The following is an 18,056-nucleotide window of genomic DNA, read 5'->3' as shown; positions in this document are numbered from 1 at the left end:
CCTTTAACAATCAATGAAATAAATCATTGACCAACCAAAATAGCCTTACGATTTGTTATCGCATCAATAAAAAGTGTCGCCGCCAGCAGATCGGCAGCCCCTCCCGGAGATGCATTTATCGCAACCATATCTTTGTTTAGTTTGATGAGCTTGCTGAAGCCTAACTCTGTCGAAGTTCCACCAACCTTGATAATGTCACTCGCGCCATGTTGCATCAGCGTTAGCCCTTGCAGTCCAGCTCTTGCCAGCACACAGGTATCGGTGAGGTTAGCCATCAACGCCACTAACGCATCTAGCTGTGCATGGGATTCGGAGCTTGAATGCAGTCTGCTGGAGATAAGAGCCGGAAGCGCGATGCCGATAATGGCAGGAAACCCGTTCTGAGCTTGTTCACGGGCGCCATTGACTTGGTATTGACGAGTCGCCTTTAATCCTTTGCTCCATGTCTGCTTAACGAACTTATCCGGCAAACACGCAATGCGCCCTGCAAGTACACAGAAATCATTGGGTGTTGCATGCTCACCAAGCATTCCAGCAGACGTGGCAAGCAAACCCAGCGCCCAGATAGCACCACGATGGGTATTCACACCCTCTGTCACCTGCATCATTTGTGACTCGGCTTGTCGGCCGATAAGACCAATTCTTTCTCTCAGTGAGAGCAAATCGTCCGCAGACTGTTGGGATTGATACCTTTGTCCTTCTGCTGCCATTTGAGCAAAATAAGGAGCCAGACAGTTAGCGGAACGCACCATCATCTCAACCGTCAAGTCACTATGTGAACCGGTATCCCACTGATCAACCAAGCCAGGTTTTGGTGATAGCATGACTTCTGCAACCAGCGCATCTCGAGCCAAAGTACCTATCTGTTCCGCAAATGGGCTAAGCTGTTCCTCAAATTGGGAAAGCGGTGAGTTTTCTTGCCAATTGGTTTTGAGCTGTAGAGCGATATGCGTCATTACGTTCCCCTCGTATCCATTACCCGCTACGGTGCTTGTTATCGACTTGAGACCTACCAACTACGAAATTTTGCAGGTGGCTCGTATAAGCCCTCAGACCACTTAACCAGCTCATTCATATTTTTCGCGGCTAACAAGTCACGAGTCGCTTCAGAGCGTTTGATACCCAGGTCCTGAGGTGTGGCGACCTTACCTTCGGCCCGGAGTTTATCTATCTGGCTTTTAGTCACTGTCTGCCCTAAATGCGTAACGCCAGCCACCGCTGCAATCATCTGTTTGCGCTCTTCCAAATCTCGCGCCATGTACAGGTAAGCAATGCCTTCTTCGGTCAATACGTGGGTAACGTCATCGCCATAAATCATCACAGGTGCGGTTGGCATATTGCTGTGCTGACCAACATCCACCGCATCAAGCTTATCGACGAAGGTTGGCTTTTCCCCACTTTGGAATGTCTCAACCATCTGTACCACCAGCTTTTTACCTTTGATGATGTCTTTGTCGTGATCGGTGATGAGATCCATCCAAGCATCACTCGCGTGTCGACGACCACGAGGATCGTGCCCCATGTTTGGTGCACCACCGAAGCCTGACAGTCGGCCATGAGTCACAGTAGACGAGTTGCCTTCGGCGTCCATTTGTAACGTAGCGCCAATAAACATATCCGCCGCGAACTGACCCGCCATCTGACACATGGTTCGGTTTGAACGCATCGAACCATCGGGGCCGGTAAAGAACACATCTGGTCGGTGACGGGCGTACTCTTCCATGCCCAATTCACCGCCAAAGGAATGCACACTATCGACCCAGCCAGACTCGATTGCAGGTATTAATGTTGGATGCGGGTTCAGTGTCCAGTGCTGACAGATCTTGCCTTTAAGACCCAGCTTTTCACCATAGGTTGGTAACAGAAGTTCGATAGCGGCGGTGTTAAAACCGATGCCGTGGTTTAAGGTTTGAACCTTATGTTTGGCGTAAATCCCTTTAATCGCCATCATCGCCATTAAAATATGCGTCTCTTTGATCAAACGAGGATCGCGGGTGAATAGTGGCTCGATAAAGAAGTCTTTGTCGGCTTCAACCACGAAATCAACCCAATCTCCGGGAATATCAACACGGGGTAAGTCATCCACTGTATCCACGATGTTGTTCACTTGCGCGATCACGATGCCATCTTTGAACGCTGGCGCTTCCACCAGCGCAGGCGTGTCTTCTGTCGATGCACCCGTGTATAAGTTGCCTTTTCGGTCGGCGGTATAGCCTGCGACAAGTGCGACATTCGGAATCAAATCACAATACAAACGCGAGTACAGTTCGATATAGGTATGTACAGCGCCAACTTCTAATATTCCGTCAGCAAGCATCTGAGAAATGCGGACACTCTGTTTCCCTGCAAAAGCGAAATCCAGCTTTTTGGCAATCCCCATTTCGAAAATATTCATGTGTTCAGGCAAGCTCACACTTGGCATGATCATATGCAGGTTGTTAACTACATCGGGGTTAACTTTTTCCAGACTTCGCGCCAAGAAGTCAGCCTGCTTTTGGTTATTACCTTCGAGAATAACTCGATCACCGGGTTGGATAATTTTTTCCATCACTTCAACCATATTTGAAGTTGGAATAACCTTACCTTCCGTTATTGAATTAACTGAATTAATTCGCTCCTTTTTTAAGGTGCGTTTAATATCCCACTTCTTTTTTGCCGTCATAAAAGTGCCTCACGATATTTTTCAATCACGCTGTTATTTTCAAATGAGAAAATAACCCGCTATTCCATGGCATTGTTTTCCTTGAACTAATGTCAGTGACAACGCTGTGAATTTCTCTATACATTCAAACTACTCGCGAATGAGATCACATTCAATTAACTGACTTGCAACACTATTAACCCCAAGTTAACAGTGATATGGTGATGTTATTATTGGAAGGGATTCAAACGAACATGATTAGTGATGGCGTTACATTAAAGAAGATCATGATTTTTCATGAGTTTATGAAAAGTAGCAGTATGAAGGGTGCTGCGGAAAATTTAGATATTAGTGTTGTGAGTGTGCATAAGGCACTCCATTCTCTGGAAGAAGCCATTGAGTGCCCGCTTTTTGAGACTCAGGGACGTTCGCTACGCCCGTTAAAAAGTGCAGAAAGCTTTTATACGTATTCAGAAAAGCTGCTCACTGAACTGGACTCCGCCATCAAAGACGCCAAAGATCAGCTGGGGATTCAATCCGATAAACTGGCCCTTGGCAGCTTATACTCATTAACTTATGACCTGGTTCCGACGGTTGTTTCAGGGCTGCAAAATCGAAGACCAGAGCTTCAAGTTTCCATCACCCAAGGTTCAAACCAAACCCTATTACAACGCCTAGACAAAATGGAAATAGACGTTGCACTGATCGCCCAACCACACGCTTCCACCAGCAGCACCTATACCGTGATGCCTATCTATCAAGATCATATGGTGATTGCGATATCTAACGCTTCACCGCTGGCAAAGAAATCAAAGATCGCGCTGGAAGAGTTAACCAACGAAAAACTCATCACCCTTTCTCCTGGTTTTGCAACCTACGAGCACTGTATAGCGTGCTTCCAAAGAGACAAGATTAAGCCTGCTATTGGAATGCAGGTGGAAGACATCTTTACGCTAATGAACTTGATTCAATCCGGCGTAGGTTACTCTATCGTACCTGCCCGATTAAAAGAGAGATATCAGCCGCATGTCACGTTCGTTGAAATCGATACCCTTCATCCTGAGCCTGAACCTCAAACGGTCTCGCTGGTTTGCTTGAAAACAAAAGAGCGTGAAATCGGCATTTTAAGTTGTATCGCTGAATGCCGCTTATATGCGCTCAAACATAAAGCGTAGGATTGGACACTAAAATAAGAAAACCCCAGTCGTTGAGTCTGGGGTTTTAAAAGCGAGCCTTGCGCATCATTAAAGAGCTAAGTTTATCTATTCAAAAATAACGACGACTTCACTTGAACAATTGGTAGTTCCAGCTTCACACACCTTTTATTGAGTGTTTACACAGTTCACTAGTCAGTCTAGGACAGTTTTTGCCTATAGCATGTTTTAGAAGTGTTTTGAGTCGACGCTGCTATCATGAGGGAATAGTGTTAATCTTCGCGGTTTTCGAAGAACACGTCATTCACTTCCGCGCATCCTGACTACCACTCAGACACTAATAGGCGACTCTTCACTCCTCTGACTTGTAGTCCCATCGCTTCAAATACTGCTTCAAAGTCAGCACATTGAGGAGGTAAGTTAGGCAAAGAGAGTGACGCTTCGGTAAAAAAACGTTGTCGATGTTGTTCGCTGGCACCCCACGCTAACAACCACCATTCCAAAATACGACGTTTAGAGTGGTTCAATCGTCTAAGTGTCGGTATTCGATCACTTTTACTTCGATTCTCTTTGCTCGTCGTTGGCAGCAAGTTCCACCTATCGTTATTTGGCCAAAATGTGAAAGGCAGGCAGTGATCCACGTCATATTTATCTTTCAACACGGTATCGCTCCAAGCACTCGTAATATCCGCTCCTCCCTCTCTCAACTCCTCAACACGTTTGCGAACATCTCGCGTATCACGGGACGCATCGATCCAAACAAGGCAATCATGATAAGTTTGCAATGAAATACCACGTGTACGATTAAGTTCAAAACGCTGCATTTCTTTTATCCACTGGTTAACCACTAACGGCTCTATCCATGAATGATAGATTCGGAAGCAATCCCAAAGTTTTTCATCTAAAACAAACTGGCCATACCCTTGCAAAAAAACACTATCTAAGATTATTGAATCTGACCGCTTCCTGCGAACACTCGGAGACTGTAGCTCAAACAAACGATTGTGCTTTTCTCCCTGATAAATGAAAGAAACCGGACCTGATTTTATCGTACTTAGAGAATGAGCAAACAGCTTTTGAACAGCCATTGCTTCAACACCCACAAAGAGTGAACCTATAGTGAAGTCATCAGCAGAAAGATGTTTCAGTTGCCCCCAACCATCTTCTTTTACAAAGCCCAACCCTTTCGTCGTATTTGAGTTCTGTTGAATTCCCCTTCCTTCAATATCAACATCGATTAGGCGTTTGAATTGGCGAACCCAATACAACGCAATGAGGCCAGCAGGCAGTACCACTTTGCCATCATTGCGGTCCAGCACCGCACCGGGGTGTGCGTCAGCAATCCGAAGTAAAGTTCTGAGTAGAGCGAGCTTGTAAGTGGCCGACTTACTGTCATTGACAATAATGCGTCGAACTGTATTTAGATTGCCCGCTCCGTCATCAGGCAAAACCATCACGACTGTCTGCCAAGAAACATTCGACCGCTGTAAATTATCTTGGCTTTCAATTACCTGATGAAGCTGCAACGCATGATCTTTTGATAGTATTTCGAGCTCTTCGACGGAGACAGGATAACTCTGGCGGCCATCCGTAAATGCTCCATGACGCAGACTTATCACTAACTTGCCGTTCGGTGTTAGTAAATTTGATAGCTTGCGAAAAGCTCTTTCTCGCACTGAAGTTGGCAAGTGCATCCAGACTGCACTAATAAGTATTAGATCATAGCGCATACCAAGGTTTTGAACTTTTTTGAGAGCTGGCAGTGAATCATCCAACCAAGTCACGTCATTGCCGGTACTTTGCTTGCCTAATTCACGAAGATCATGGCATGGTTCTACTGCCATTACTTCGCAGCCTTGTTGACTCATCCACTTCGCATCTCGCCCAGAGCCTGCACCAACATCTAGAACATTCGCGCCTTTTTCTGGCCAATACTGTTTCCATGACTTGTGCACAGACTCAAATGAAAGAGAGTTGTATTGCTCCGCTAACTCAACAGCATTTTTATTGTAATAAGAGATATTAACTGACATAAACCAAGCCATCGTAGACCACTCAATGATGATAATTAGCTTGGTTGCATAAGGCGATTAAGTATTAAGAAATAATGAGTTCTTGTGATTTTTGTCACAATAAGCCTAAGGAAGAGACAACAAAAAAGTAGATTGGAGTTTTTATGATTAAAAAAGAGCTCAGATATGAGCCCTTATATAAGGTACCTAATTAGCACACAGTCTAGAAAAAGTTATATACGGCGTTTATATTGAATCCAGTAATATCAACGTCATCTTCATCGTATAAGCTCATCCATTCAATTTGTATCTCTAGTGGCGCTGATTTACCCTTGCTGATTGCCATACCTACCCCATATTGCAAGTCCTCATCACTGTCTGAGACAGAGCCATAAATATCACTAGCTTTGACTTTTGAATCCGCAAAACCAAGCAACCCATAAAAATAAATATATTCGTTAGCAGGTATAATACCTTTAGCTAAAATTGAAAAACTACGCTCTATTTTTACTGTTGTTCCGTAAACTTCATCGTCAGACACATTACCATACGCCCTCAAGTCAACCCCAAAGTTTGGGTGAAATTTGTACCCAAAGATCGCTCCTAATAAACCGTTATCTATCGATGTACCATACACATCTGCATCAGCATATGTGTACCCAATGCCAAAATAAGGATGAGGCTCAAACGACTCTGCTCTTGTTGTACTACTTAAAAGGATTAATACTGTAAACAATAAGTATCGTGTAACTTTCATATTCACCACCGCACTATGCTATTAAGGAATTAATATATTTTGACTATAAAATGAATCTAGTTGCAGTGAACTTAAGTTGTAGTGATATAACTCACACAAAGTAGAACATAACAGATATAAGTAGATAAACCTAAAATTAGAGAACTGAGAGAAGTTAGTGAACTAAGGCTTTTAGAACCACCATGCGGAAGTAATAGGCTCCCGATTGGGGATGTTTATATGAAGACGTCATAATGCTCATTTGTATCTACTCTTTGTACCAGTAGGTAGCTAAGCCAGAAACAACTAAGCTTTATAACTTAAGAATTTATTTTGCACTCAACTTGGCTCATATTCACACCAAAAGTCATGCTTTTTTATGGCCTTGATAAATATCAATCAGTTACAAGTTTACGTAGCCGACTTCAATCTTGCACCTGTACTATCAAGTAATGCCGATTTTCATAAATGTCAGACATAAAAAAGACGTCCTAGGACGTCTTTTTCAGCGAATGTGGCGGTGAGTGAGAGATTCGAACTCTCGATACGTTGCCGTATACACACTTTCCAGGCGTGCTCCTTCAGCCACTCGGACAACTCACCGAATCAAATTGTGGTTAGCAACATTGGCTAACGAGGCGCTAATTTAATGATTATGTGCCCTATGGTCAAGGCTAAACATGAAAAAAAGCCCCATTTTTCTGCCGGTTGCTCACTAAGTAACTAAATTGAACAAAACAGTGTCAATTAAATACCTTGGTAGTAGCCAGGAACTCGGAACCAACGGCGACACATGTCTAAGAAGTAGCCGTACAAAATACCCATTCCGCAAGATACAACCGCGTTACTCGCTACCGCAGTAATGATCTGGTCTGTGGATGCGCCTACCGCAAGCAAGATGCCTGCATAAACCGGAGATTGAAAAAGCACATAGGCGATAAGGTCAGACACATTTTTCATAAATGAAGACGGTGAAACTTTATTACCTTGACGCAATACCCAATCGCGGAAAACACCATACGGCCAAGCGATAGCAATGTTTACGGGGATGGATAACGTGCGTGATGCCAGAGACTGTTCAAACGTCATTCCTGAAATCAAAATCTCGATAATCATCCCTGTGACAAAGCAAAAAACCACCATAGCAAAGGTATCCGCTGCGGCATTACGAATACAAAATGGTCCACGAGACTTCATTTAACAACCTCTAAAATCAAACACTGCAATTAATAGAAAAATAAATACGATTAACTATACATTAACTAATCACCCAGATTATGTCGCCATTAAAACATAACATTTGCAGTTTATGGTTCTATTTTTAAAATAAGGATGTAAATTTATAACCAAAATTTGCAATAAAAGTAGTTTAATGCACCTGTTTGGACAAAAATTGCACTTTTATGGCCCAAAATGGCGTAAAAAACCAAAAAACTTCGACATTCAAGGGAGTTAGAAGTGGATAAAAGGTAATTTTTTAGAACAAAATCTGGCAAGAGAAGCAAAAAATAATTCGCTTATGCTACCTGTAGAGGGTAATTCAGAGCTTCCCAATTTTTCAGTTCGTTAGTCGATAAACAACAGTGACCAACCTACCGAAAGATTGAGGACGTTAGGGAATTGCAAGCATGACCGTCAGCGCATCGATATCCACAGGCTCAGGGATCATTTGACGCTGTAAATGACTTTCTATACGTACAGTAACTTATGGCAATTTCTTCGTTGGAATACGGGGAAATTGGCTTAATGAAGGTGCGTTAGCGACGGTGCAAAGATACTTTTTCGGCGGAGTGATGAGCGAATTTCAATAGGTGTTAACAAATCTTCCCTAATATCGATTTATCGTTAATTGATTGGTAAGATGGCCGCAACCAACCAGCCCATGAACAAATGGTATTCTATTTTGAAACTACAAGACATTCTTTCTCTTCCAGAACTTGATGGAAAACTACTCAACCTAGCGAAAACTCAAGGCTTTGTAACAGCAATGGCATCTGCACCAAATGTATTGATGCCTCAGGAGTGGCTACCATTCTTGTGGGGTGGCGAAGAGACAGCGCCTTTTAGTGATGGCGAACAGTTAGAACTGTACATTGATGAAATTGTACAAATGTGGAATGAAACTCGCCCTGCACTGCTGGACGGAACCTGGAGTTGGCCCGAAGGCTGTGCGTTGGATGAAAAAGACATCGTAACCATCAGCACTCGTGACTTCTGTGAGGGTGTATTACAAGGCTGGCAGTTAGCTCGTGACGACTGGGAAACACTCATGCCAGAAGAGAGTGAAGATAACGCACTACTGGGTGGTGTGCTACTTTCTCTGACAATGCTTTACGATCCAGAAACTACTATCGAAACGCTGGCAGAGCAAGGTATGGAAGGGCTTGAGCAATTCGAAGAGATCTTCAATGCTATGCCTGTCATGCTTTGCGGTTTGACTCAACGCGGTGTAACGCTTGCTGAAGAGCAGTAAGATCATCTTAGCCGTTCGTTTAACAGCGAACGGCATGTTTAGCCTCCCGTCATCCTGCATAGCGACGAAGGAGCGTGATTCAGGATCTAATTTCCGAGTGCTTTATAACCAAAGTTATTTCATAACTGCTCAGTGCGCTGCTATCAGATTCCTAGTCTCGCTTGGGCTCGCTGGAATGACACAGATAAAAATCGTTGAGCGGTTGGCATTACTCACTCAGAGAGCTGTTTTGATCAGGTCAAAATGATATGGGGAATATAACGCGCCATATCCTGAGTCACTAAGTTGCTGTCCTCACGAATTGAAATACCCGCGGCTCGGTCGTTAACCAGCCAACTCCCGATTAACGTATGACTTAGTCCAAACTTCGGTAACGGATGATATTGCTGAACAATGTTTTTGCTTGATTCATAAGGTCCTGGTGTTTTAACCACGCGCTGACCATTTTTTACTATCTCGATATTCGCGCCTTCACGTGAAAATAGTGGCTTAATCACATAGTCTTTTAAGCTAGACGCTTTGGGATCGTCGGCAAAATACGCTGGCAGCAAATTGGGGTGGTTAGGGAAGCGTTGCCAAAGCAAGGGCAACAGCGCTTTGTTCGAAAGAATGGACTTCCACATCGGTTCCAGCCAATTGACGTTCGCTGTTTCGAGGTAGGTATTGTACTCATCCTCAAACATAAATTCCCAAGGATAAAGTTTGAACATCCAGCGAATAGCTCGGTTGTCCGCATCAACAAATATCCCCTCTTCCGTCACGCCAATGTCTTCAACGTAGACAAAAGCCGTTGATAACCCAGCCTCCCGAGCACAATCTTCAAGATATTGCACGGTACCTTTGTCTTCTTCGGTATATTTGCAGCAACTGAAATGCAGTGTTTGGCCCGGCTGTAGTTTGGCGATCTCAGCGAAGCGCTCGATAAGGAAATCTTGCAGTATATTGAATTGATCTGCGCTTTGGTGAATACGCCCTTTATTCACCACATCTTCTAACCACACCCATTGCCAGAATCCAGTCTCGAATAATGACGTTGGCGTATCTGCATTGTTTTCCAGAAGCTTCGCTGGCCCAGATCCGTTGTAGGCGAAATCCATTCGTGAATAGAGGGACGATTCACTGCGTTTCCATGAGGAAGCGACCTGCGACCACATTGCTTCAGGAATGGCGCATTTCGTCAGTAACTGTTCACTGCGTACCACTTGGTCAACAATGTCGAGGCACATCTGGTGCAGCTCTTCTGTGGGATCTTCAAGATCCTGTTCGATCTGCGCCAGAGTAAACTGATAATACGCGGTCTCATCCCAGTAAGGTTGGTCGTACATGGAATGGAAGCCAAAACCAAACTGGCGTGCTAATTCACGCCAGTTTTCTCTTTCTTGTATTTCTCTTCGAAACATAGTGTCTGTTAACCGCCGCGACTACCTGATACCGCTTTGCCAAAGCCGCCTCGGGACATAGCCTGACCAATCGTACCGCCGCCACGCTTGTTCAATCGGCTGCTCGCAACACTAGTCGGCTGGTTTCGGTACGAGCCATAAAACTGCCCGGCACCATTATAGTATTTCGACTTATAACGGTACATTGGCTCGGAGTAGTAACTCTTGTTGTACCCGCTCAGATTACTAAGAGCGCGGCTAAAAAAGAAACCACTGACAAAGGGAACATAGGAGTTGTAGCGAGAACTGTAATAGCAGTCATCTTGATAGAAGTCGTTCTCACACTCATGCTCTGTGGTATAGCGAGGTGCATTCTGCTCTGCTCTTGCCATCGCTTCCTGATAGGCAACTTCACATTGCTCGCTGAATCCAGGTTCCGATGATTTGCACTCATTAGCATCAAGATAGATAGCGCCTTCGGTCGTTGACTCCTGTGTGGCAAGGTAAAAGATACCACCAAAGGCTGCAAACGGGATAAGTCGGCTGACTTTAAAACGCTTATCCATGGATGAACGTTTAACGTTAGAACTGCGTTTCATCGTTCCTCCTAATACGTCATACAAGCGGCATTAAGCAAACCGACCGACACCGATACTGCGGCAAGCACGATACCCGCCGGCAATTCGTTATTCTCAATTTGTTCTGACACTTTTGGCATCAGAATAAAGCGAACAATACCAAACGCAATAAGCTGCGCTAACATCGCGACGATGCCCCACACCATAAAATCAACGATGCTGACTGAGTTTTTTGCGGCACCAGCTATCGCCAGACAGTAACCAAGAAAAGTACCACTTAACGCCACCGCTGCTGCGGTATTTTGCTCTTCTTTGATCAGCTGCCATTCATCGTAAGGCGTTAGCTTGATATAAACGAATTTGAACGCCAACACGAATACAATCGACACGGAAAAATAGAGTAAGAAATAAGGGAAACCCGCTAGCAGGTCTGCGATGATGTGCATTATTTGTCCTTTATCATTTCGTTCCATGCAAAGTCTTCGATACGTTCATCTGCAATGTAAAAAAGTTTACTGTTTGGTGGTACGTCAGAACCTAACTCTGGATTTAGCTCAATGCCGTCGCCCAGATCGATGGCAATTAGCGTTGCGTGGTGATGCTGCTTAATAAATCCAAAGATGTTCTCAATCTTAGTGGTGGGTTGATTTTCCGGATAAACCACGGAGTATTGAGTCATACCACGGGTCGAGGCGAGCAACTCCTGATGCAACGCACTGGAGCCAGGGTCCACCGCAGCTTTAGCTAACATTTCGGCACCGACTGCTGGAATACATTCCGCTTTCGGACAATGTTGGCTTAATAAGCGGCCCAGCGCTTCATCCTTAAAATAGGCGAGCAAGTGTGCGTCAGGATTGACGGAAGCACAGTACAAGGCCGCCGAGAGCGTGATATCGTCCGACAGGTTATCGACAATAATACAACTCGCCTCAGCGATGTTGGCGTTTTTCATCTCCTGTGAGTCGGTGTAACTGGTAACTTTGATAAAATGAATCTCACCCGGTAACGGGTTTTCAATGTCCGAACGACTACACAGAACGACGGGACGTTTGCCTGCCTCTTCATGCTGTAACATGCGGATCAGGTGCATGGTTCTCGAGCCATTCCACCCCAACAATACGATATGGTTTTCCACTCTTACTCTCCGTTTACCGATAATACCCGCTCGCCAATACTCCACAGCCGCGCCTGCCACACGTCCCAAAAGTGCAGCAAACAAGCTTAACCCGCCCGGAATAACAAACAAGACAACAACCCACTTCCCTAAGTCCGTCACCGGAGAGTGGTCACCATAACCGACCGTACTCGCTGTCACCATCAGGTAGTAGACAAAACTAGAAAAGTTCTCCGTGAGTTCTGTCTCGCCAGCCAGAACCAATAGGCCCCACGAAAGCGCGATATATAACAGGCTAATAAAAAGAAGATTGCGGGTGCTTAGCTTAAAAACGTGCGAACTTAACCACTTTTTAACGACCAGCCACACTGCCATAAGTATTCAGTCCCTAAATGCATTACTTTATTTAATAGTAACCGATTGATTGTAAGACACAAAAAAACCAGCCATATTCAGCTGGTTTTTGAGATTCATCTTAAGGTAATAGCAAAGTTTACGCGTTACCTTTTACCTGCATGTTGAGCTGTTCTGCGAAATCTAACATACGGTTCAGTGGGATAAGAGACTTAACGCGAAGTTCTTCATCAACAAAGATTTCATGCTCTTCACCACCTTCACGAAGCGCCTTTTCAATCGCTTTAAGGCCGTTCATCGCCATCCAAGGACAGTGAGCACAGCTACGACATGTCGCGCCTGCACCCGCTGTTGGCGCTTCGATCAACTCTTTTTCAGGAACGAGTTGCTGCATCTTGAAGAAGATGCCTTTGTCTGTCGCGACAATCATTTGCTTGTGAGGAAGCTCTTTTGCTGCTTTGATAAGTTGGCTCGTTGAACCCACAGCATCTGCCAGTTCTACCACGCTTGCTGGTGACTCCGGGTGAACAAGAATTGCAGCATCAGGATAAACGCTCTTCATTTTGCGTAGTGCGTCTGCAGAAAATTCATCGTGAACCACACATTCGCCTTGCCATAACAGCATGTCTGCGCCGGTCTTGTTCGCAATGTATGAACCCAGGTGACGGTCAGGACCCCAGATAATAGGTTTATCTTCCGCATCCAGATGTTCAACGATTTCAAGTGCAATACTTGATGTTACCACCCAGTCTGCACGCGCTTTAACGGCTGCAGAAGTATTGGCGTAAACCACAACTGTGTGGTCAGGGTGAGCATCACAGAACTCACTAAACTTATCCGCTGGACATCCAAGATCAAGAGAGCACTCTGCCTCCAACGTTGGCATCAGAATACGCTTCTCTGGAGTTAGGATCTTAGCCGACTCCCCCATAAAGCGAACGCCACCGATGATCAATGTGCTTGCTGGGTGACGGTTACCAAACTTCGCCATTTCTAGCGAGTCACCGACAAAGCCGCCAGTCTCTTCAGCCAAGGCCTGAATTTCTGGATCGGTATAGTAGTGTGCGATAAGAACAGCATCTTTTTCTTTCAGCAGCTTTTTAATCTGCTCAATGTAAGACGTTTTCTCTTCATCGCTCAACGGAACGGGTTTTGGAGGGAATGGGTAAACAGTGTCGATTTTATCTAGTATATGGCTCATTGCTCTTGCTCTACGCAACTTCCTTTAATCCGAGTATTGTAACCTTGTTAATTTTTAAAAACCAACCCATAGCGAGGATTTCTGGAGGTCTAGCCGTATATCTTTGTTCCAATTAACACTTCTATTGTTTTATCTATCCATCAGCAAAGCCAATAAAACAAAAAGGAGCCGAAGCTCCTTTTAAACATAATCAAGGCTGTAATCACAGCTTAGAAGCTGCAATTTTTGCTGAAGCGCTATTCGGGTATTCATCAACCACTTGCTGATAGAACTTCTTCGCCTGCTCTGCATTGTTATTACGTTCGGCGATATCGCCTAATTTAACCAACGCATCCGCTCGCTTGTTAGAGTCTTTGTAAGAAACAACCGCAACAAAGCTTTTTGCCGCATCCTTATCCTGCTTCTTCGCGTAGTACAATTGGCCTAACCAATAATGTGAATTCGCAGTGTAAGTGGAATCAGGATAATCCTTTTGGAATTGCTGGAAAGCGGCAATCGCGCCAGCGTAATCGCGCTTTTTAAGGATAAGATCGACGGCGTCTTGATAAGCTGTTTGTTCATCAGCGTTAGGGGTATACTGACCGCCTGCTTCTGCTGGAGGAGTCTCTTGAGGAACAGGTGCTGACTTCATCTCACCACGCATGCGATCAAGCTCAACGAATAACTCGCGTTGCCTTTGAAGCATTTGCTGCATTTCATGGTTATTTCGTTCCAGCTGACCTCTTAGTTCACTGATCTCTCGTGACATTTGGTCAATTTGTTCTTGCATTTGGAACTGAAGACGGCTGCGACTTTGCAATAGGCGCTCTAATCGCTGGACATCCGATTCGGATGAACGACTGGAAGATGTGCTGTTGAGATCAGATACTGGAGCTGGTGCAGCGAACGCAAAGCTCGCTGCACTTGCCAGTAACGTAAGCGCAACAGCGCGCTTAGTGTTACTGAACAACATGAGGAATTCCTCGAATTAGTATACTAGAACCGCACGACGGTTTTTCGCGTACACTTCATCTGATTGACCCAGAAGAAGTGGCTTCTCTTCACCGTAGCTAACGATTGAGATTTGGTTTGCCTGAACACCTAGAGCTTGTAGGTAGTTAGCAACCGCTTGTGCACGACGCTCACCTAGCGCGATGTTGTACTCTGGAGTACCACGCTCATCTGCGTGACCTTCAATAGTTACGCGTAGTGATGGGTTTTTGCTTAGGTAAGACGCGTGAGCTGCTAGCATCTCTTCGTAATCACCTGCAATTGTTGAGTTATCAAATGCGAAGTAGATAGTTTGAGTTTCGCGTAGCGCTTGCTCTTTTAGCTCTTGCTCAGTCAGTTGACCCGCTTGATCCATAGGCGATACGACTGTTGTTTCAACAGCACCGCTTTGGTTAGTTGCATCACCAGTACTTGAAGCTGCGTCATCGCTTGAGCTACACGCTGTCATAGCCATAACTGGAAGCGCGATAAGTAGCCCTTTTAGAACCTTGTTAAGTTGCATCTTATTTTCCTTTATTAATCTATCTTATTATTACAAAAACGGTGACCACGCAGGCGCTCTTACGCGTCCATTTGTTGCAGGTAATCTCGCTTTAAATCGACCATCAATGGAAACCATCGAAAGTACGTTTTTCTTATTGAACATGGAGCTATATACAACCATGCCACCGTTCGGAGCAATACTCGGTGACTCATCAAGCAAGGTCTTGGTAAGAACTTGAAGAGCGCCCGTTTCTAAATCTTGTTTTGCCAGGTTAAAGCCTGAATCACTGCGGTTCACCATTACCAGGAATCGGCCGTCAGGTGTGATTTGACCACTGAGGTTCTGGCTGCCTTGCCAAGTTAAACGATTAGTATTGCCGCTGCCCAAATCTACTTGATAAATTTGAGGTTTTCCACCCCTATCAGATGTGAAAACCAACGATTTTCCATCTGGGTGCCAGAACGGTTCTGTATTATTTGATCTGCCACGCGTAATTTGTGTGAGCTGGCGAGATCTCAGGTCGAATGTGTAGACCTGTAACGAACCAGTCTTCGACAGAACAAGAGCAAGTTTGCTGCCGTCTGGCGAGAATTTTGGTGCGCCGTTGTGACGCGGGTAAGAGGTGATCTTCTCACGTTCGCCAGTGTAGATATTCATGATGTAAATTTCAGACTGACCGTTTTGGAAACTTACATACGCTAACTTCTGACCATCCGGGGACCATGACGGTGACATCAACGGCTGTTTAGAACGCAGTACCAAGCGCTCATTATAACCGTCGTAGTCAGACACACGGAGTTGATAAGGGAAACGCTCGGTGTCGCTCACTACCACATACGCGATTCGAGTCATGAAGGCACCGCGGTCACCCGTCAACTGTTCATAAACCAAATCTGAAATACGGTGGGCATACTCACGCATTCGAGAAGCTTCTACGGTCGCAACCTTGTTAAACAACACATGGTCTTTCGATAGGACGAGTTCACCATCACTGCCTAGTGCTTTACCCTGACCACCAGTAAGTTGACCACGAACAATATCAACAAGCTGGTAGTTAACCACGTAATTACCCTGCTCATTTTGAGTAATAGAGCCTGTCAGTAAGGCATCAACACCCAAGTTGGTCCATGAATCAAAGTTAACCTCAGATTCATTAAAAGGTGTCTGTGGCATTTTGTTGGTCGGTACCGGGCTGAATTTTCCGCTGCGTTGTAAATCAGAGGCTATTACCGCAGAAATATCTGTTGGCAGCGCCGCAGCACCTTCCCATTTAAACGGAACCACAGCAATTGGTCGTGCTGAATCTATACCGTCGGTAATAACCAACTCTAGTGCAGCATTCGCTACATTCGTCATACTGCTTAACAGTACAAACATTCCTAGTAAAAGGCGTTTAATCACGTCTCTGTTCCTTTTAGTCCAAAGCAACCGTTAAGTTGATGTCTTTCAGTCTTTCATTGACCGCGGCTTCTGACGATTTAGGGAACGTCCCAACTTGTGCAATCGCTCGTTTCGCCGCTGCACAAACTCGTGTATCGCCACTTAGCACGGTAACACCTGCAACCATCATATCCGATCCAGTAGGAATCAGTTTGATGTTTACCCTACACTCCTTTCCCAGCAAATAGTCATCCTTAATCAACTTTTGCTGGATATTCTGAGTGTATATCGACGACATACGAGAAAGCTCGTCGTTGATAAATTGGTTACGAGCAGCGCTGTTTTGGCTTGCTTCATCTTCCAAGCCAGCAAAAATGTCATCCAGTGCTGCTTCTTGTTGTTTACGTTCACGCTCAGCTTTCTCGGCAGCTTCACGAGCTTTACGTTCTCGCTCAGCGGCCTCTTTGGCTGCTTTTTCCTTAGCGATACGTTCTTGCTCCGCTTTTTGCGCGGCTTCTCGCTCACGTTTGGCTTTTTCTTCAGCTTCTTTCGCTGCTTTCTCGCGCGCCACACGTTCTTGTTCCGCTTTGGCAATTGCCGCTTCTTTCGCTAAACGTTCCTGCTCCGCTTTACGTACCGCCTCTTCTTTGGCTTTACGTTCTTGTTCAAGCTTAGCAGCTCGCTCTTGCTCTTTGCGAACACGTTCCTCTTCGGCTTTTCGCTCCTGCTCTTTTTTCTTACGTTCCGCTTCTGCTTCACGCGCGGCTTGAGCGTCTTTGGCTTGCTGTTCTTTCAACTTGCGAATTTGCTCTTCTTCAGCTTTGCGATTTTTTTCCAGCTGCTCCGCTTCGCGTCTTAATTTATCAAGACGTTCTTGCTCTTTCTTAGCGGCTTTTTCGCGTTGCTGACGAATCTCTTTCGCCTGCTGCTGAACAAGCTTAGGATCAATAACAACCGCCTGAACCATCTGCCCCGTTGGTTCAGGTTTTGACATTGTTAAATCCGTACCCCAAAGCAATGCGACGACTAACAAGGCATGCAAGCCCACCGATATCATTATCGGCTTGGAGTACTCTTTCGTCTGGTTCTTTTTTTCTTTCATGAATGGTTGACGTTTATTCCCTGATATCGGTCAGAAGCCCTACTTTAGGGATACCAGCACGACTCAATTCATCGAGTAGAAGGACTACCTCTGCATAAGGTGTCGCTGCATCACCACCTACCGCAACTGGTGAATCTGGCTTAAGTGATCGTTCCGCCTTAACACGTACAATCACATCTTGCAGTGTTAAACCACGTTGAACTTCTTCATCGTTAACGCTTAAACCCAAGTTACCATCGCTATCAATTTCGATAATGATGAAACTGCTATCAGTATCTCCAGCCAACTCCTGCGCGGGTGTTGCGTTCGAGGTCTTTGGAAGTTCGACATCAACACCTTGCGTAACGAATGGAGCAGTAGCCATGAAAATGATCAACAGTACTAGCATCACGTCGATATAAGGTACAACGTTGATCTCTGCCGTCATTTTGCGCTTTTTAGGTTGGTAACCCGCCATG

General features: G+C 45.1%; 17 protein-coding genes and 1 tRNA gene. 2 read left to right on the top strand and 16 right to left on the bottom strand.

The genetic code is table 11. The features are described 5' to 3' along the window. Positions 1-23: 23 nt before the first annotated feature. On the bottom strand, positions 24-956 hold the full coding sequence (locus tag RXX31_RS05200; RefSeq protein WP_317588035.1) for a triphosphoribosyl-dephospho-CoA synthase: 933 nt from the start codon (positions 954-956) through the stop codon (positions 24-26). Between the two features lie 53 nt (positions 957-1,009). Then, a complete protein-coding gene (mdcA, locus tag RXX31_RS05195) occupies positions 1,010-2,662 on the bottom strand; it encodes a malonate decarboxylase subunit alpha (protein WP_317588034.1) in 1,653 nt (550 codons plus the stop codon). A 197-nt stretch (positions 2,663-2,859) separates the two neighbouring features. Here mdcA and RXX31_RS05190 point away from each other — a divergent pair, with 197 nt between their 5' ends. Further along, positions 2,860-3,816 carry a LysR substrate-binding domain-containing protein gene (locus RXX31_RS05190; RefSeq protein ID WP_317588033.1) on the top strand — a complete coding sequence of 319 codons (957 nt, stop codon included), beginning with the start codon at positions 2,860-2,862 and terminating at the stop codon, positions 3,814-3,816. Positions 3,817-4,118: 302 nt separating this feature from the next. Here RXX31_RS05190 and RXX31_RS05185 read toward each other — a convergent pair whose 3' ends face one another. From RXX31_RS05185 to RXX31_RS05170, 4 genes are all read right to left on the bottom strand, one after another. Further along, positions 4,119-5,828 carry a class I SAM-dependent methyltransferase gene (locus RXX31_RS05185; protein WP_317588032.1) on the bottom strand — a complete coding sequence of 570 codons (1,710 nt, stop codon included), beginning with the start codon at positions 5,826-5,828 and terminating at the stop codon, positions 4,119-4,121. A 202-nt stretch (positions 5,829-6,030) separates the two neighbouring features. Then, entirely contained in the window at positions 6,031-6,564 is a 534-nt protein-coding gene (locus RXX31_RS05180; RefSeq protein ID WP_317588031.1) for a porin family protein, read from the bottom strand. A 494-nt stretch (positions 6,565-7,058) separates the two neighbouring features. Further along, positions 7,059-7,146: transfer RNA gene (locus RXX31_RS05175), tRNA-Ser, on the bottom strand. A gap of 144 nt (positions 7,147-7,290) precedes the next feature. Continuing rightward, on the bottom strand, positions 7,291-7,740 hold the full coding sequence (locus tag RXX31_RS05170; protein ID WP_176291262.1) for an L-alanine exporter AlaE: 450 nt from the start codon (positions 7,738-7,740) through the stop codon (positions 7,291-7,293). Positions 7,741-8,404: 664 nt separating this feature from the next. On the opposite strand from RXX31_RS05170, the gene RXX31_RS05165 reads away from it, so the two are divergent. Next, positions 8,405-9,016 carry a YecA family protein gene (locus RXX31_RS05165; RefSeq protein WP_317588030.1) on the top strand — a complete coding sequence of 204 codons (612 nt, stop codon included), beginning with the start codon at positions 8,405-8,407 and terminating at the stop codon, positions 9,014-9,016. Positions 9,017-9,249: 233 nt separating this feature from the next. Here RXX31_RS05165 and RXX31_RS05160 read toward each other — a convergent pair whose 3' ends face one another. The 10 genes from RXX31_RS05160 to RXX31_RS05115 form a co-directional block, all read right to left on the bottom strand. Beyond that, a complete protein-coding gene (locus RXX31_RS05160) occupies positions 9,250-10,416 on the bottom strand; it encodes a glutathionylspermidine synthase family protein (protein ID WP_317588029.1) in 1,167 nt (388 codons plus the stop codon). A gap of 8 nt (positions 10,417-10,424) precedes the next feature. Next, complete coding sequence (locus tag RXX31_RS05155) at positions 10,425-10,994, bottom strand: DUF1190 domain-containing protein (protein ID WP_317588028.1); 570 nt, start codon at positions 10,992-10,994, stop codon at positions 10,425-10,427. Positions 10,995-11,002: 8 nt separating this feature from the next. Next, the gene (locus RXX31_RS05150; RefSeq protein ID WP_317588027.1) at positions 11,003-11,419 is read right to left on the bottom strand and encodes a DUF350 domain-containing protein; all 417 of its coding nucleotides are present in this window, start codon (positions 11,417-11,419) and stop codon (positions 11,003-11,005) included. Continuing rightward, positions 11,419-12,462 (bottom strand): potassium channel protein, encoded by a 1,044-nt coding sequence (locus RXX31_RS05145; RefSeq protein ID WP_317588026.1) that lies wholly within the window; start codon positions 12,460-12,462, stop codon positions 11,419-11,421. The genes RXX31_RS05150 and RXX31_RS05145 overlap by 1 nt, the downstream gene beginning before the upstream one ends. Before the next feature lie 118 nt (positions 12,463-12,580). Further along, positions 12,581-13,642: a quinolinate synthase NadA gene (gene nadA / locus RXX31_RS05140; RefSeq protein ID WP_317588025.1), complete on the bottom strand. Its 1,062-nt coding sequence runs from the start codon at positions 13,640-13,642 to the stop codon at positions 12,581-12,583. A 202-nt stretch (positions 13,643-13,844) separates the two neighbouring features. Continuing rightward, positions 13,845-14,591: a tol-pal system protein YbgF gene (gene ybgF, locus RXX31_RS05135; RefSeq protein WP_317588594.1), complete on the bottom strand. Its 747-nt coding sequence runs from the start codon at positions 14,589-14,591 to the stop codon at positions 13,845-13,847. A gap of 18 nt (positions 14,592-14,609) precedes the next feature. After that, positions 14,610-15,134 (bottom strand): peptidoglycan-associated lipoprotein Pal, encoded by a 525-nt coding sequence (gene pal / locus RXX31_RS05130; protein WP_317588024.1) that lies wholly within the window; start codon positions 15,132-15,134, stop codon positions 14,610-14,612. A 30-nt stretch (positions 15,135-15,164) separates the two neighbouring features. Next, entirely contained in the window at positions 15,165-16,517 is a 1,353-nt protein-coding gene (gene tolB / locus RXX31_RS05125; RefSeq protein ID WP_317588023.1) for a Tol-Pal system beta propeller repeat protein TolB, read from the bottom strand. A gap of 13 nt (positions 16,518-16,530) precedes the next feature. Beyond that, positions 16,531-17,598: a cell envelope integrity protein TolA gene (tolA, locus tag RXX31_RS05120; protein WP_317588022.1), complete on the bottom strand. Its 1,068-nt coding sequence runs from the start codon at positions 17,596-17,598 to the stop codon at positions 16,531-16,533. A 13-nt stretch (positions 17,599-17,611) separates the two neighbouring features. Next, complete coding sequence (locus tag RXX31_RS05115) at positions 17,612-18,055, bottom strand: ExbD/TolR family protein (RefSeq protein ID WP_317588021.1); 444 nt, start codon at positions 18,053-18,055, stop codon at positions 17,612-17,614. Position 18,056: the final 1 nt, after the last annotated feature.

This window comes from Vibrio sp. EA2 (assembly GCF_033042495.1).
Lineage (GTDB): Bacteria > Pseudomonadota > Gammaproteobacteria > Enterobacterales > Vibrionaceae > Vibrio.
Note: the sequence above shows the minus strand (reverse complement) of the source record. Positions and strands in the feature narration are given on the sequence as shown.